This is a genomic window from Nesterenkonia sp. (assembly GCF_029265375.1).
Taxonomy (GTDB): domain Bacteria; phylum Actinomycetota; class Actinomycetes; order Actinomycetales; family Micrococcaceae; genus Nesterenkonia.
Map to the genome: position 1 here is coordinate 25,222 of NZ_JAJUJJ010000006.1, position 13,170 is coordinate 38,391.

General features: G+C 66.3%; 15 protein-coding genes and 1 pseudogene. 14 read left to right on the forward strand and 2 right to left on the reverse strand.

Features of this window, described 5'->3' with window-relative positions; all coding sequences use genetic code 11:
* The first annotated feature begins 14 nt into the window (after positions 1–14).
* The 14 genes from secY to glmM all read left to right on the forward strand — a co-directional run bounded on the left by secY (position 15) and on the right by glmM (position 11,543).
* Entirely contained in the window at positions 15–1,325 is a 1,311-nt protein-coding gene (gene secY, locus Q1K09_RS03780) for a preprotein translocase subunit SecY (protein WP_300343382.1), read from the forward strand.
* Entirely contained in the window at positions 1,322–1,891 is a 570-nt protein-coding gene (locus Q1K09_RS03785) for an adenylate kinase (RefSeq protein ID WP_300343384.1), read from the forward strand. The genes secY and Q1K09_RS03785 overlap by 4 nt, the downstream gene beginning before the upstream one ends.
* A 2-nt stretch (positions 1,892–1,893) precedes the next feature.
* Positions 1,894–2,736 (forward strand): type I methionyl aminopeptidase, encoded by an 843-nt coding sequence (gene map / locus Q1K09_RS03790; RefSeq protein ID WP_300343386.1) that lies wholly within the window; start codon positions 1,894–1,896, stop codon positions 2,734–2,736.
* Positions 2,737–2,997: 261 nt separating this feature from the next.
* Positions 2,998–3,219, forward strand: a complete 222-nt coding sequence (gene infA / locus Q1K09_RS03795) for a translation initiation factor IF-1 (protein WP_183358549.1) — start codon at positions 2,998–3,000, stop codon at positions 3,217–3,219.
* Positions 3,220–3,228: 9 nt separating this feature from the next.
* Positions 3,229–3,342: a 50S ribosomal protein L36 gene (gene rpmJ / locus Q1K09_RS03800; protein WP_183358548.1), complete on the forward strand. Its 114-nt coding sequence runs from the start codon at positions 3,229–3,231 to the stop codon at positions 3,340–3,342.
* Positions 3,343–3,552: 210 nt separating this feature from the next.
* Complete coding sequence (rpsM, locus tag Q1K09_RS03805; protein ID WP_300343390.1) at positions 3,553–3,921, forward strand: 30S ribosomal protein S13; 369 nt, start codon at positions 3,553–3,555, stop codon at positions 3,919–3,921.
* Between the two features lie 12 nt (positions 3,922–3,933).
* Positions 3,934–4,335 (forward strand): 30S ribosomal protein S11, encoded by a 402-nt coding sequence (gene rpsK / locus Q1K09_RS03810; protein ID WP_300343392.1) that lies wholly within the window; start codon positions 3,934–3,936, stop codon positions 4,333–4,335.
* A gap of 137 nt (positions 4,336–4,472) precedes the next feature.
* On the forward strand, positions 4,473–5,492 hold the full coding sequence (locus Q1K09_RS03815; protein WP_300343394.1) for a DNA-directed RNA polymerase subunit alpha: 1,020 nt from the start codon (positions 4,473–4,475) through the stop codon (positions 5,490–5,492).
* 65 nt (positions 5,493–5,557) lie between these two features.
* Entirely contained in the window at positions 5,558–6,130 is a 573-nt protein-coding gene (gene rplQ, locus Q1K09_RS03820; protein WP_300343396.1) for a 50S ribosomal protein L17, read from the forward strand.
* Between the two features lie 105 nt (positions 6,131–6,235).
* Complete coding sequence (gene truA / locus Q1K09_RS03825) at positions 6,236–7,069, forward strand: tRNA pseudouridine(38-40) synthase TruA (RefSeq protein WP_300343398.1); 834 nt, start codon at positions 6,236–6,238, stop codon at positions 7,067–7,069.
* 263 nt (positions 7,070–7,332) lie between these two features.
* Entirely contained in the window at positions 7,333–8,787 is a 1,455-nt protein-coding gene (locus Q1K09_RS03830; RefSeq protein WP_300343400.1) for a sugar porter family MFS transporter, read from the forward strand.
* 337 nt (positions 8,788–9,124) lie between these two features.
* Positions 9,125–9,568, forward strand: coding sequence for a 50S ribosomal protein L13 (gene rplM / locus Q1K09_RS03835; protein ID WP_300343402.1), 444 nt, complete (start codon positions 9,125–9,127; stop codon positions 9,566–9,568).
* A gap of 40 nt (positions 9,569–9,608) precedes the next feature.
* Complete coding sequence (gene rpsI, locus Q1K09_RS03840; protein ID WP_300343404.1) at positions 9,609–10,109, forward strand: 30S ribosomal protein S9; 501 nt, start codon at positions 9,609–9,611, stop codon at positions 10,107–10,109.
* 81 nt (positions 10,110–10,190) lie between these two features.
* Positions 10,191–11,543, forward strand: coding sequence for a phosphoglucosamine mutase (gene glmM / locus Q1K09_RS03845; protein WP_300343406.1), 1,353 nt, complete (start codon positions 10,191–10,193; stop codon positions 11,541–11,543).
* 199 nt (positions 11,544–11,742) lie between these two features.
* Here glmM and mscL read toward each other — a convergent pair.
* Both mscL and Q1K09_RS03855 read right to left on the reverse strand, forming a co-directional pair.
* Positions 11,743–12,117 (reverse strand): annotated as a pseudogene (gene mscL, locus Q1K09_RS03850) (large conductance mechanosensitive channel protein MscL); the annotation flags it as partial.
* Between the two features lie 55 nt (positions 12,118–12,172).
* Complete coding sequence (locus tag Q1K09_RS03855; protein WP_300343407.1) at positions 12,173–13,165, reverse strand: D-alanyl-D-alanine carboxypeptidase family protein; 993 nt, start codon at positions 13,163–13,165, stop codon at positions 12,173–12,175.
* Between the last annotated feature and the right edge of the window lie 5 nt (positions 13,166–13,170).

Below are 13,170 nucleotides of genomic sequence, written 5' to 3' on the forward strand. Positions count from 1 at the left end.
CTAGAGGAGGACGCTTGTTCAGCGCAATAGCCAGGGTGTTTCAGTCACCCGATCTGCGCCGTAAGATCTTGTTCACGCTCGGGATCATCACCATCTACCGGATGGGCGCATTCATTCCTGCCCCCGGCGTGAGCTACGACGGCGTACAGCGCTGCCTGGCGCTGGGCAACGCCGAAGGCGGGCTCTACTCCTTCGTGAACATGTTCTCCGGCGGGGCCATGCTGCAGGTCTCGGTCTTCGCGCTGGGGATCATGCCCTACATCACCGCAGCCATCATCACCCAGCTGCTGCGCGTGGTCATTCCGCGGTTCGAGGCGCTGCAGCGTGAAGGCGCCCAGGGCCAGGCCAAACTCACCCAGTACACCCGCTACCTCACTCTGGCCATCGGGACGCTGAACGCCACGGTGCTGGTCACTATGGCTCGCTCCGGGGCTCTGCTGGGCTGCGGGCCGGGTGAGATCATCCCCGACGACTCCCTGCCGGTGATCCTGCTGATGATCGTGGTCATGGTCTCCGGTGTGGCGCTCATCATGTGGCTGGGCGAGCAGATCACCGAACGCGGCGTGGGCAACGGCATGTCCATCCTGATCTTCGTGGCCATCGCAGCCGGCTTCCCCGGATCCATGTATGAGATCTGGAACGTCCAGGGCTGGCGGGTCTTCACGGTGGTGACGATCATCGGCATCATCCTGGTCGGCGCCATTGTGTTCGTGGAGCAGTCCCAGCGCCGCGTGCCGGTCCAGTACGCCAAGAAGCAGGTCGGCCGCCGCACCGTCGGCGGAACCAGCACCTACATCCCGATCAAGGTGAACATGGCCGGCGTCATCCCGGTGATCTTCTCCTCCTCGGTACTGATGCTTCCCTCAGTGCTCATGCAGTTCAACCAGCCGGCGCCCGGAGAGGAGCCGGCGCCGTGGATGAACTTCATCAGTCGCTACTTCGGCCAGGGCGACCACCCCGTCTACATGGCCATCTTCTTCCTGATGACCGTCGGCTTCACCTACTTCTACGTGTCCATCACGTTCAACCCCAACGAAGTGGCCGAGAACATGCGCAAGTACGGCGGCTTCATCCCCAGCATCCGTGCCGGCAAGGCCACCGAGAGCTACCTGGCCTATGTGATCTCCCGCATCACCTTCCCCGGGGCGCTGTACCTGGGCTTCATCGCCCTGATCCCGCTGATAGCCTTCGTTCTTATCGGCGCTGACCAGAACTTCCCGTTCGGCGGAACAAGTATCCTCATCATGGTCGGGGTCGGGCTGACCACCGTGAAGCAGATCAATGCTCAGCTTGAGCAACACAACTACGAAGGGCTGCTGCGATGACACGTATGCTGATCGTCGGGCCTCAGGGTTCCGGCAAAGGGACCCAGGCCAAGCTGATCTCCGAAAAGCTGGGAATCGTCGCGATCTCCACCGGGGACATCTTCCGCGAGAACATTAAGGGTGAGACCGAGCTGGGCAAAGAGGCCAAGCGCTACGTCGACGCCGGGGATCTGGTTCCTGATTCGCTGACCAACCGACTGGTGGAGGACCGCCTCTCCTGGGAGGACGCCGCCTCCGGCTTCCTGCTCGACGGCTACCCCCGCAACCGCACCCAGGCTGCCAGCCTGGACGAGATGCTCAGCCGCCTCGGAGTGAGCCTGGACGTGGTCCTGGAGCTGACCGCCGACACAGAGGAGCTGACTCAGCGCATCAAGAAGCGCGCCGAGATCGAGGGCCGCGAGGACGACGCCGATGAGAAGATCATCCGCCGCCGTCTGGAGCTGTTCGAGAAGGAGACCCGCCCCATGATTGAGGAGTACGCCTCCCGCGGGCTGGTCAAGCAGGTCAACGGACTCGGCTCTGTAGAGGACGTCAACGCCCGCATTATGGATGCGCTGAACTCCTGAACATGTTCACCCGGGGACGCGTAGAGCTCAAGACCGAGCAGCAGCTGCGGTCGATGGACGCTGCCGGCTCCATCCTCTGCGAGGCGCTGGACCGCACAATCGCCGCAGCCAAGCCGGGCGTCTCCACCGCGCAGCTCAACGACGTCTTCGCCGAATACATCACCCTGGCCGGAGCCAAGCCGAACTTTCTGAACTATCACGGGTTCCCCGGCTACATCTGCACCTCCGTCAATGAGGAGGTCGTCCACGGGATCCCGGGGGAGCGGGTGCTGCAGCCCGGCGATGTGCTCAAGATCGACGGCGGCTGCATCATCGAGGGCTGGCACGCCGACTCAGCGCGCACCGTGATCCTCGGCTCGGCGGCGGAGGGCACAGCAGACCCGGAGGATGAGCGGCTCTCAGAGATCACCCGGGCCGCCATGTGGCGCGGCATCGTTGCGTTCGCCACCGCCAAGCACATCGGTGAGATCGGCGAGGCGATCGAAGACTATGTGCGCAGCCAGCCGGGCAAGCCGCTGGGCATCCTAGAGGACTATGTGGGCCATGGCATCGGCTCGGCCATGCACATGCCCCCGGACGTGTTCAACTACTCCACCGGTATGCGCGGAGCCAAGGTGAAGCCGGGGATGGCCCTGGCCATCGAGCCGATGCTGACCCGCGGCGGGATCGATACCGATGTGCTCGACGACGACTGGACTGTGGTGACCACCGACGGTTCGCGCTCCAGCCAGTGGGAGCACTCAGTGTGCCGCCACCGCGAAGGAATCTGGGTGCTCACCGCGCCCGACGGCGGCGCCTCCGAACTGGAGCCCCTCGGCGTGACGCCGGTGCCGATTCCGGCCTGAGGCCCGAGCAGAGCCGGCGGCGGGGGGCCGCGGCTGCAGCCCCAGTGGAGCCCTATGACTGGACTGACCGCCTCCGAGCTCCGCACTGATTGGCGCGGCGGGCTTGACTCCGGTAGGATTGTCTGTTGGTTGTCTCTGCGCGCCTGTGTGCCCAGAGACTCTGAAGCAGAAATCCAGATCTCCTCGCGCTGCGTCGTCGTCAGCTCATGCTGTGCCTGATGTGCCGCGGTGTGCGGGGATCGTGAACGGTGTGTGGAGCGTATGGGGAAAAAAGAAGGCGTCATCGAGGTCGAGGGCCAGGTTGTTGAGGCCCTGCCGAATGCAATGTTTCGAGTGAAGCTGGAGAACGAGCACGTGGTGCTCGCCACGATCTCGGGCAAGATGCGCCAGCACTACATCCGCATCCTCCCCGAGGACCGGGTCGTGGTGGAGATGAGCCCCTACGACCTCAACCGTGGACGAATCGTCTACCGCTACAAGTAAGGGAGAACCATGAAGGTTCAGCCGAGCGTGAAGCCGATCTGCTCCGACTGCAAGCTGATTCGCCGTCAGGGTGTAGTCCGGGTGATCTGCAAGAACCCGCGCCACAAGCAGCGGCAGGGCTGAGCGCTTCCACCTGAGGGTGGAGACGTGCCCTGACCCACAGCTCAATACAGACACGGCAGTGCAGCTCGCGCGAGCTGGCGAGCACACCTCCGGTTCCCGAAGGCCGGAGACCCGACGACGGCGCCCCCTCCGGCGCCAGGTCCCCTGACAGGGTCCCGTAGGGGCCGCACTGCTGAAGACCTTCGGAAGAACACAAGGAGGACTGCCCGCATGGCACGTCTGGCTGGTGTCGATATCCCCGACGCAAAGCGCGCGGAAATCGCACTCACTTATATCTACGGTGTCGGACGCACCCGCTCCCAGGAGGCCCTGGCCGCCACCGGGATCGACCCGAACACCCGCGTGAAGGACCTGACTGACGATCAGCTGGTCGCTCTGCGTGACTACATCGAGGGCCACTACACGGTGGAGGGCGACCTGCGCCGCGAGGTGTCCGCCGATATCCGCCGCAAGGTCGAGATCGGCTCCTACGAGGGCCTGCGTCACCGCCGCGGTCTGCCTGTCCGCGGACAGCGCACCAAGACCAACGCGCGCACCCGCAAGGGCCCGAAGAAGACCGTGGCAGGCAAGAAGAAGTAGTCAGGAGAGACAATGCCCCCCAAGACTCGTACAGCGGCGCGCAAGCCCCGCCGCCGCGCAAGCAAGAACATCACCCAGGGTCAGGCTCACATCAAGTCGACCTTCAACAACACGATCGTCTCCATCACCGACCCCACCGGCGCTGTGGTGTCCTGGGCCTCCTCCGGCGAGGTCGGGTTCAAGGGCTCCCGCAAGTCCACCCCGTTCGCCGCGCAGATGGCCGCTGAGCAGGCCGCCAAGCGCGCCCAGGAGCACGGGATGAAGAAGGTCGACGTCTTCGTCAAGGGCCCCGGGTCCGGCCGCGAGACGGCCATCCGGTCCCTGCAGGCCGCCGGCCTGGAGGTCGGATCCATCCAGGACGTCACTCCCTCGGCGCACAATGGCTGCCGCCCGCCCAAGCGCCGTCGCGTCTGACGCGGCTTCTTTCGCCCCTCATCCCTGACTGACCAGGCCCTGCGAGTCGCGGCCAGCCCGCCGCTCGCAGGGACTTGAGCATCACCACTGAACTGAGAATGCGTCATATAGCGGATGCACTCTGAAAGGAATCACCAGTGCTCATTGCACAGCGCCCCACGCTGACTGAAGAAGTCGTCGACGAGACCCGCTCCCGGTTCGTCATCGAGCCTCTGGAGCCGGGCTTCGGCTACACCCTGGGCAACTCCCTGCGCCGCACCCTGCTCTCCTCGATCCCCGGTGCTGCCGTGACCAGCATCCGGATCGACGGCGTCCTCCACGAGTTCAGCACCATCACTGGTGCCAAGGAGGACGTCACCGAGCTGGTGCTCAACATCAAGAAGCTCGCCATCTCCTCCGAGCACGACGAGCCGGTGGTGGCCTACCTCCGCAAGGAGGGCCCCGGCCCCGTGACCGCCGCCGACATCACCCCGCCGGCCGGTGTGGAGTTCCACAACCAGGACCTGCAGCTGCTGACCCTCAACGAGGACGGCAAGCTGGACCTGGAGCTGACCATCGAGCGCGGACGCGGCTACGTCTCCGCCGCGATGAACAAGCTGGAGGACTCGGAGATCGGCCGCATCCCGGTCGACTCCATCTACTCCCCGGTGGTCAAGGTCAGCTACAAGGTGGAAGCCACCCGTGTGGAGCAGCGCACCGACTTCGACAAGCTGACCATCGACGTGGAGACCAAGCCGTCCCTGCCTCCGCGCGATGCGCTGGCCTCGGCAGGCTCCACTCTGGTGGAGCTGTTCACCCTGGCCCGCGAGCTGAACTTCTCCGCCGAGGGCATCGAGATCGGCCCCTCGCCGACCGACGCCGCCCTGGCGGCCGATATGGCTCTGCCGATCGAGGACCTGGAGCTCACGGTGCGCTCCTACAACTGCCTCAAGCGGGAGGGCATCCACACCATCGGTGAGCTCACCGCTCGCTCCGAGGCCGACCTGATGGACATCCGGAACTTCGGTGCCAAGTCCATCGACGAGGTCAAGGAGAAGCTGGCCGAGTACAACCTCCAGCTGAAGGACTCCCCGGAGGGCTTCGACCCGACGGCGGCTCGCTTCGCAGCGGATGAGGGCGAGTACGACGACGACGCCGGAGCCCAGTTCTCAAACTGAGCCGGCTCGAACCACGACATTCGTGCTCGCCGCCGGTGAGCGCAACACCATAGGAGTAAGAGACCATGCCTACCCCCACCAAGGGACCGCGTCTGGGCGGCAGCCCGGCGCACGAGAAGCAGATTCTGGCGAACCTCGCCGTCAATCTGTTCGAGCACCGCTCGATCACCACCACCGTCACCAAGGCCAAGCGGCTGCGCCCCTACGCCGAGCGGCTGATCACCAAGGCCAAGCAGGGCGACCTGGCTGCCCGCCGCCAGGTGGTGGCCAAGCTCAGCGCCGCCAACGCCACCAACCAGGCCGTGGTGCATGAGCTGTTCACCGTCATCGCTCCGGCCATGGCCGAGCGGGAGGGCGGCTACACCCGCATCACCAAGATCGGCAACCGCAAGGGCGACAACGCTCCCATGGCGGTCATCGAGCTGGTGATGGAGCCGGTCTCCCCGAAGCAGAAGGTGGTCCAGGACGCCGAGCGCGCCGCCGCTGCCGCCGCTGACCAGGAGGAGCCCGCTGAGGACGTGACCGAGGCGGAGGAGCAGACCCCGGAGGTCTCCGATGAGACCGCTTCTGAGACCCCGGCGGATACTGAGTCCGACGAGGCCGCTGCTGAGGCAGCCGCCGAGGACGAGAAGGAGTAATCCTCCCGTCCCGGACTGCACTGTGTGGGGCCTGGCCGCCTGCGGCCGGGCCCCACACGTGTATCCGGGCCCAGAAGCCCGCTGCTGCCCGATAGGCTGACAGCCATGCCCAGAATTCGCCTGGACCTGGCCTATGACGGCAACGCCTATAAAGGGTGGGCGGCCCAGCCCGGGCTGCGCACCGTCGAAGGCGTGCTGCGCGAGGCCCTGGCCACCCTCATCCGCCGTGAGGTGCCGGTGGTGGTGGCCGGCCGCACTGACGCCGGAGTCCATGCCCGCGGACAGGTAGTCCACTGCGACCTCACCGAGCAGGAATGGCAGAGGCTGGCCCGCGGCCGGGACATCTCACCCGATGAGGCGCTGCTGCGCAGGCTCTCCGGAGTCCTGGGCCGCGAAGACGGCGCCGTAGTGGTCCACCGGGTGGGCAAGGTGCCCGCTGAGTTCGACGCCCGGTTCTCCGCACTCAGCCGCACCTACACCTACCGGATCGCAGACCAGCGGCAGCTGTGGGACCCGCTGCGACGCTGGGACACCGCCTGGGTGCGCCGCCGGCTGGACGAGCAGAGCATGCACGCCGAGGCCCTCAGCGTGGTGGGACTGCACGACTTCGGAAGCTTCTGCCGGCCGCGCGAGCACTCCACCACCATCAGGGACCTGCACTCCTTCACCATCGGCCGCGGCGACGACGGCGTGATCACCGCCGAGATCACAGCCGACGCCTTCTGCCACCACATGGTGCGCGCACTGATCGGCGGATGCATAGACGTCGGCGAAGGGCGCAGAGAACCCGGATGGCTGGCGGCCCGGCTCGCCGAGCCGTCCTGGGACCAGCGGGTCCGGCTCGCCCCGCCCCAGGGGCTGGTGCTGGAACGCGTGGACTACCCGGCCGAGCACCAGCTGGCCGCCCGCGCCGAACAGACCCGCGCGCTGCGCCGCTGACCCGGCGGGCACCCTCGGCCCCGGCCGATACCCCTGTTACCTCCTGTGACGGCGGCAATTATGAGTTTGCTCACCCACGCTGCACCATCCCGTGCGGCCATCAGCGAGCCGATCCCCGGGACGGCGGCGATCGCTGAGCGGAGCAGCGGCGCAGCCGCCCAGTCAGCACAGCGTCCCCGTCATGGTTCGGGGTCCATACTGCCCAGCGGCCGTTTTCCGGCCCAAGCACCTGAAGAGACCTCGGGCAGATAGGACCCCTACTGATGAGCACAGAGACACGATCGTCGGAACCGGCTGCCGGCGCGGTCGTATGGATCGTTCTGGTGGCCGCCTTCGGCGGCTTCCTGTTCGGCTTTGACACCGCGGTGATCAACGGCGCCGTCAGCCCCATTCGCCAAGCATTCGAGCTCGACGCCCTGATGAGCGGATTCAGCGTCTCCAGCGCGCTGCTGGGCTGCGTGATCGGCGCCTTCACCGGCGGCATGGTCTCCGACCGGGTGGGCCGCCAGAAGGCCATGCTCATCGCCGCCGGACTGTTCTTCATCTCCGCCATCGGCACCGGCCTGGTCTTCAGCGTCTACGACCTCGTTCTGTGGCGCGTGGTCGGCGGCATCGGGGTCGGTATGGCCTCGGTCATCGCGCCCGCCTACATCGCCGAGGTCTCCCCGGCGGCCTGGCGCGGCCGGCTCGGCTCCCTGTTCCAGCTGGCCATCGTCATCGGCATCTTCATGGCAGCGGTCTCCAACGCGCTGTTCGCCAACCTGGCCGACGGCGCCGAGGGCATGCTGTGGCTGGGCCTGGAGGCCTGGCGGTGGATGTTCCTCTCCGAGGCAGCACCCGCGCTGGTCTACGGGATGCTCGCGCTGAGCATTCCCGAGTCCCCGCGCTACCTGGTATCCCGCGGCAGAACCGACGACGCCGCAGCAGTGCTCACCGACGTCGTCGGCATCAGCGAGAAGTCCGCGCTGACCGAGAAGATCGCCGAGATCCGCCGCACCATCAACCTGGAGGCCCGCCAGAAGCTGCGTGACCTCTTCCAGGGTCGGAAGCTGATGCCCATCGTCTGGGTCGGCATCGGGCTGGCGGTCTTCCAGCAGTTCGTGGGCATCAACGTCATCTTCTACTACTCCACCACGCTGTGGCAGGCGGTAGGGATCGCCGAGGAGCAGGCGATGCTGGTGCAGGTGATCACCACCAGTGTGAACATCCTGGCCACCATCGTGGGCATCCTGCTGGTGGACAAAGTGGGCCGCCGCATCCCGCTGGCAGTGGGCTCGGCGGTGATGACAGTCGGGCTGCTGACCATGGCGGTGGCCTTCTCACAGGCCATCGAATCGCAGACCACCAATGAGTTCGGCGACGTCGAAACCGTGGTATCCCTGCCGGAGCCGTGGGGAATGATCGCTCTGGTGGCCGCCAATGTGTTCGTGCTCGGATTCGGGGCCACCTGGGGGCCGTTCATGTGGCTGATGCTCGGCGAGATGTTCCCCAACCGGGTGCGTGCGGTGGCCCTGGGCGTGGCCAGCGCCTTCAACTGGGGATCCAACTTCCTGGTCTCCTCACTGTTCCCGCAGATGGCCGAGCTCTCGCTGGTCTTCGCCTACGGCTTCTACGGGGCCAGCGCTCTGCTGAGCCTGATCTTCGTGCTCAAGTGGGTTCCGGAGACCAAGGGCCGGGAGATCGAAGAGATGGAGTCCAGCGCCCACGCCCGCCGCTGAGAGAGCAGCAGGCAGAAGCCCCCTCGGCCGTCGCGCCTGGTGCCCGGGTCAGGATGCCCGGGACCGTGCGCGTTGCCTCGGCCAGGGGGCTTCTGTATAGTTAATAGCTGTTGTGCGTGTCCACCCCTGCCCGGGCGCGTGTCGAGGCGGCTCAGTTGCATGGCCACACAGCCTCCACGAGCGGGTCGGGGAACCTACGGGCTCGGCATCGCTTCAGCCCTCACCTGAAGCGCCGATTGCACACCCGCAAATGAACAGCCGCTCGACCGCTGCGCCTCTCACACGCGGCGGGAACAGTGCGCTGACCGTAGAACACCGACCGTAAGGCAAACCAACCGTGCGTACGTACACCCCTAAAGAAGGCGACGCCGACCGTCAGTGGCACGTCATCGACGCCACCGACGTCGTTCTCGGCCGTCTTGCCACTCACGCCGCAGCGCTGCTGCGCGGCAAGCACAAGCCGACTTTCGCCCCCCACCAGGACATGGGCGACTTCGTCATCATCATCAACGCCGAGAAGGTCGCCGTCACCGGCGACAAGGCATCCAAGAAGCGCTACTGGCGGCACTCCGGCTTCCCCGGCGGCATCAAGTCCATCAGCTTCGAGGACATGATCCAGCGCTACCCCACCCGTGCGGTGGAGCAGGCCGTGAAGGGCATGCTGCCCCACAACAAGCTGGGCCGCGCGCAGCTGAAGAAGCTGCGGGTCTACGCAGGCAGCGAGCATCCGCACGCCGCTCAGCAGCCCAAGCCGTTTGAAATCTCCCAGGTCGCTCAGTAGTCCTGGCCACCACCGCACTTAGGAACGTTTAAGGAGAACCGTGGCTCAGAACACTGAAGAGCTCACCGAGACCGAGGGGCTGACCAGCTACACCTCGGAATCTGCACAGACCACCACCACCGAGCCCACCGAGACCGAGCGCGCCCCGCTGACGGTCCCCGGTGCAGCCATCGGCCGCCGCAAGCGCGCCCGCGCCCGCGTGCGTCTGGTGCCCGGCACCGGCACCTGGACCATCAACGGTCGCAGCCTGGAGGACTACTTCCCCAATAAGCTGCACCAGCAGGAGGTCAGCGACCCCTTCACCCTGCTGGGACTCGAAGGCGCCTACGACGTCATCGCCCGCATCGACGGCGGCGGCCCCTCCGGCCAGGCCGGTGCACTGCGCCTGGGCATCTCCCGGGCCCTGAACGGCATCGACCGTGACCACAACCGCCCGGCCCTGAAGAAGGCCGGCTTCCTGACCCGCGACGATCGCGCCGTGGAGCGGAAGAAGGCCGGCCTGAAGAAGGCCCGCAAGGCTCCGCAGTACTCGAAGCGCTGATCACAGCTTCACTACGAAAATGCCCCGTCGCGGAAAGCGGCGGGGCATTTTCGTCTCCACCAGACTAGACTCACTCTCAATATGACCAGATTGTTCGGCACAGACGGTGTCCGTGGTGTGGCCAATGGGCTGCTGACTGCGGAGTTGGCGCTGCGTTTGTCTCAGGCTGCTGCGGTGGTGCTGGGGCATCGGCGGGCACGTTCGGGGCAGCGGCCCCGGGCGGTGCTGGCCCGTGATCCTCGGGTTTCGGGGGAGTTCCTCTCCGCCGCGGTGGAGGCGGGGCTGGCCTCCTCGGGGGTGGATGTCTTCGATGCGGGGGTGCTGCCGACTCCTGCTGCTGCGTTCCTGGTAGCTGATGTGGATGCCGATTTCGGGGTGATGATCTCGGCTTCGCACAATCCGGCTGGCGATAATGGGATCAAGTTCCTCGGCCGGGGCGGCCATAAGCTCGATGACCGGCTGGAGGATGAGATTGAGCTGCAGATGTCGCAGGATCCGCCGCTGCCCACCGGCGCTGATGTGGGCCGGGTGAAGCGGTTCTCTGATGCTGAGGACCGGTATGTGGTGCATCTGCTGCAGTCGCTGGGCGGGGTCTCGCTGCAGGGGCTGAAGATTGTGATTGATTGTGCCCACGGGGCGGCCAGCGGCTGCTCTCCGGAGGCCTTCGCAGCTGCTGGGGCCGAGGTGGTGGTCATCGGGGCTGAGCCTGATGGGCTGAATATCAATGACGGGGTCGGCTCGACCCATCTGGATCCGCTGTGCGAGGCGGTGGTCGCCCACGACGCTGATTTCGGGGTGGCCCATGATGGGGATGCTGACCGGTGCCTGGCGGTGGATCACACCGGCGCGGTGGTCGATGGCGATCAGATCATGGGCGTGCTGGCGCTGGGGCTGAAGCAGGCTGGTCGGCTGGCTGAGGACACTCTGGTGGTCACGGTGATGAGCAATCTGGGGCTGAAGCTGGGGATGGCTCAGGCCGGTATCGAGCTGGTGGAGACCAAAGTCGGGGACCGGTATGTGCTGGAGGCGATGCGAGCCGGCGGCTATTCCTTAGGCGGGGAGCAGTCGGGACATCTGATCTTTGCTGACTACGCCACCACTGGTGATGGTGTGCTCACCGGACTGCAGCTGGCTGCCCGGGTGGCTGCCACCGGCCGGAGCCTGCAGGACCTAGCCGCTGAGGCAATGACCCGGCTGCCGCAGGTGCTGGTCAACGTCCGCGGGGTGGACAAAGCGCGGGTGGCCAGCGATGAGCGGATCCAGCAGGCAGTCGCTGCTGCCCAGTCCCGGCTGGGCGATTCGGGCCGGGTGCTGCTGCGTCCCTCCGGCACTGAGCCGGTGGTGCGGGTGATGGTCGAAGCCACCACCGCTGAGACAGCCCAGAGCGAATCAGACCTGCTGGCCGAAGCCGTCCGCACCCACCTGGCCCTCTGATAAGCCCCGGCGGTGGGACCGGCGGTTCAGCGCCCGGGGGTCAGTCCCTGCCCCAGACGATGCTCTTCGCCCTGCCCAGCAGCGACTGATCGCGCAGCTCGCGCTCCTTCTCTGCCGCCAACCGGGCCTCCTCAGCCTGACGCTCGGCCTCGACAGCGGCCGCGAACGCCTCCGGATTCACCTTCTCGGTCTGGACCTTCAGCTGGTCCCGGATCTCGGTGAGCAGCGCCAGCTGGGGATCCACCGGCACCTCCGGGCCGCCCAGAGCCCGGTTCCGGGCTTCGATCATCTTGTTCATCGGCAGGATCACCACAAAGTAGATGGCCGCCGCGATGAGCAGGAAGTTCACCACTGCTGTCAGCAGCACTCCGAACTGGATGGGCGGGCCGTCCAGCACGGTGACGGCGAAGAGATTGTCGAAGTCCGGTTCGCCGACCAGGGACGCGATCAGCGGCATCAGCACGTTCTCCACCAGCGCGTTGACCACTGCGCCGAAGGCGGTGCCGATGACCACTGCGGTCGCCAGATCCACCACGTTGCCCTGCGTCAGGAAAGCCTTGAATCCCTTGAACATGCCCTTAGTCTAAGCCGACGGCGATCCGGCAAGCGCGTCCCGCAGGCCCGTCAGGTCACTGCAGATAGGTCAGATGCCGCGGATCCGGCTCCGGCTGGTCGTACTCCGGAGCAGCAGGCTGGTCCCAGAACTCCTCCAGCGTCAGCTGCGACTCATGGACAGCGGCAGCAGTCTCCGTGCCCACATACCGCAGATGCCAGGGCTCATAGGGGTAGCCGGTGATGTGCTCCATCCCCTCCGGATAGCGGATGATGAAGCCGAAGCGGTGCGCGTTCTGCGCCACCCACTGGCCCTCGGGGGTGCTGGCGAAGCACTCGCCCAGAATGCACTCGGGGTTGGCCACAGAGATGACGTCAGCAGCCAACCCGGTCTGGTGCTCCGAGTATCCCGGCCGGGACATGTACAGGTCCGTCGCCTCAGTGCCGACCTCCGCATGCCGAGCGGAATAGATCTGCATCTGGTAGTCGAAGGACCGGTAGGCGCTGGTCAGACCCAGAATCATGCCATCCTCAGCGGCAGCGGCGAACATACTCTCCAGCGCCCGCGCGGGCTCTTCCCGCAGTGACATGGCCGCCTCCGGCCCGGCCAGGCGCACGTGGGGAATCACCAGGTCATCCGGTGCATAGTCCATCGGATCGAGGGGATTCTGCCGGTTGACCAGCACATGGATGGACTCCGGATCCCAGCTGGGTTCGGTGGCCACACCCGAATCAGGCTCCTGTGCAGACTCAGTCTCGGCAGATCCCGTCTCTGCCGGCGGGGTCTCGGCTGCGGAGCTCGTCGGGGATTCCTCCGCGCTCTGCCGGTCTCCCGGTGTCTGCGCGGTCTGGGCAGCAGAGGGCGAAGCGTCGGCGTCGCTGCCGGGCGCGGGGCGAGTCTCGGAGGCGGTCGCAGGGGAGGAGAGCTCCGGCGCGGGAATGGTGGCGGCGTCGTCGTCGCCGTTCTGCGCGGCACATCCGGTGAGCAGCAGCGCGGCGGCGGCACCCAGTCCCGCCGCAGCGGACCGCACACGGGCGGCAGGCCAGCGGACAGGACGCGTGGCGGGCACAGCGA

Excerpts from the sequence above, each read along its gene's own strand:
- Q1K09_RS03785 (WP_300343384.1), top strand. The coding sequence starts at position 1,322 with ATGACACGTATGCTGATCGTCGGGCCTCAGGGTTCCGGCAAAGGGACC.
- map (WP_300343386.1), top strand. The coding sequence starts at position 1,894 with ATGTTCACCCGGGGACGCGTAGAGCTCAAGACCGAGCAGCAGCTGCGG.
- infA (WP_183358549.1), top strand. The coding sequence starts at position 2,998 with ATGGGGAAAAAAGAAGGCGTCATCGAGGTCGAGGGCCAGGTTGTTGAG.
- rpmJ (WP_183358548.1), top strand. The coding sequence starts at position 3,229 with ATGAAGGTTCAGCCGAGCGTGAAGCCGATCTGCTCCGACTGCAAGCTG.
- rpsM (WP_300343390.1), top strand. The coding sequence starts at position 3,553 with ATGGCACGTCTGGCTGGTGTCGATATCCCCGACGCAAAGCGCGCGGAA.
- rpsK (WP_300343392.1), top strand. The coding sequence starts at position 3,934 with ATGCCCCCCAAGACTCGTACAGCGGCGCGCAAGCCCCGCCGCCGCGCA.
- rplQ (WP_300343396.1), top strand. The coding sequence starts at position 5,558 with ATGCCTACCCCCACCAAGGGACCGCGTCTGGGCGGCAGCCCGGCGCAC.
- truA (WP_300343398.1), top strand. The coding sequence starts at position 6,236 with ATGCCCAGAATTCGCCTGGACCTGGCCTATGACGGCAACGCCTATAAA.
- Q1K09_RS03830 (WP_300343400.1), top strand. The coding sequence starts at position 7,333 with ATGAGCACAGAGACACGATCGTCGGAACCGGCTGCCGGCGCGGTCGTA.
- glmM (WP_300343406.1), top strand. The coding sequence starts at position 10,191 with ATGACCAGATTGTTCGGCACAGACGGTGTCCGTGGTGTGGCCAATGGG.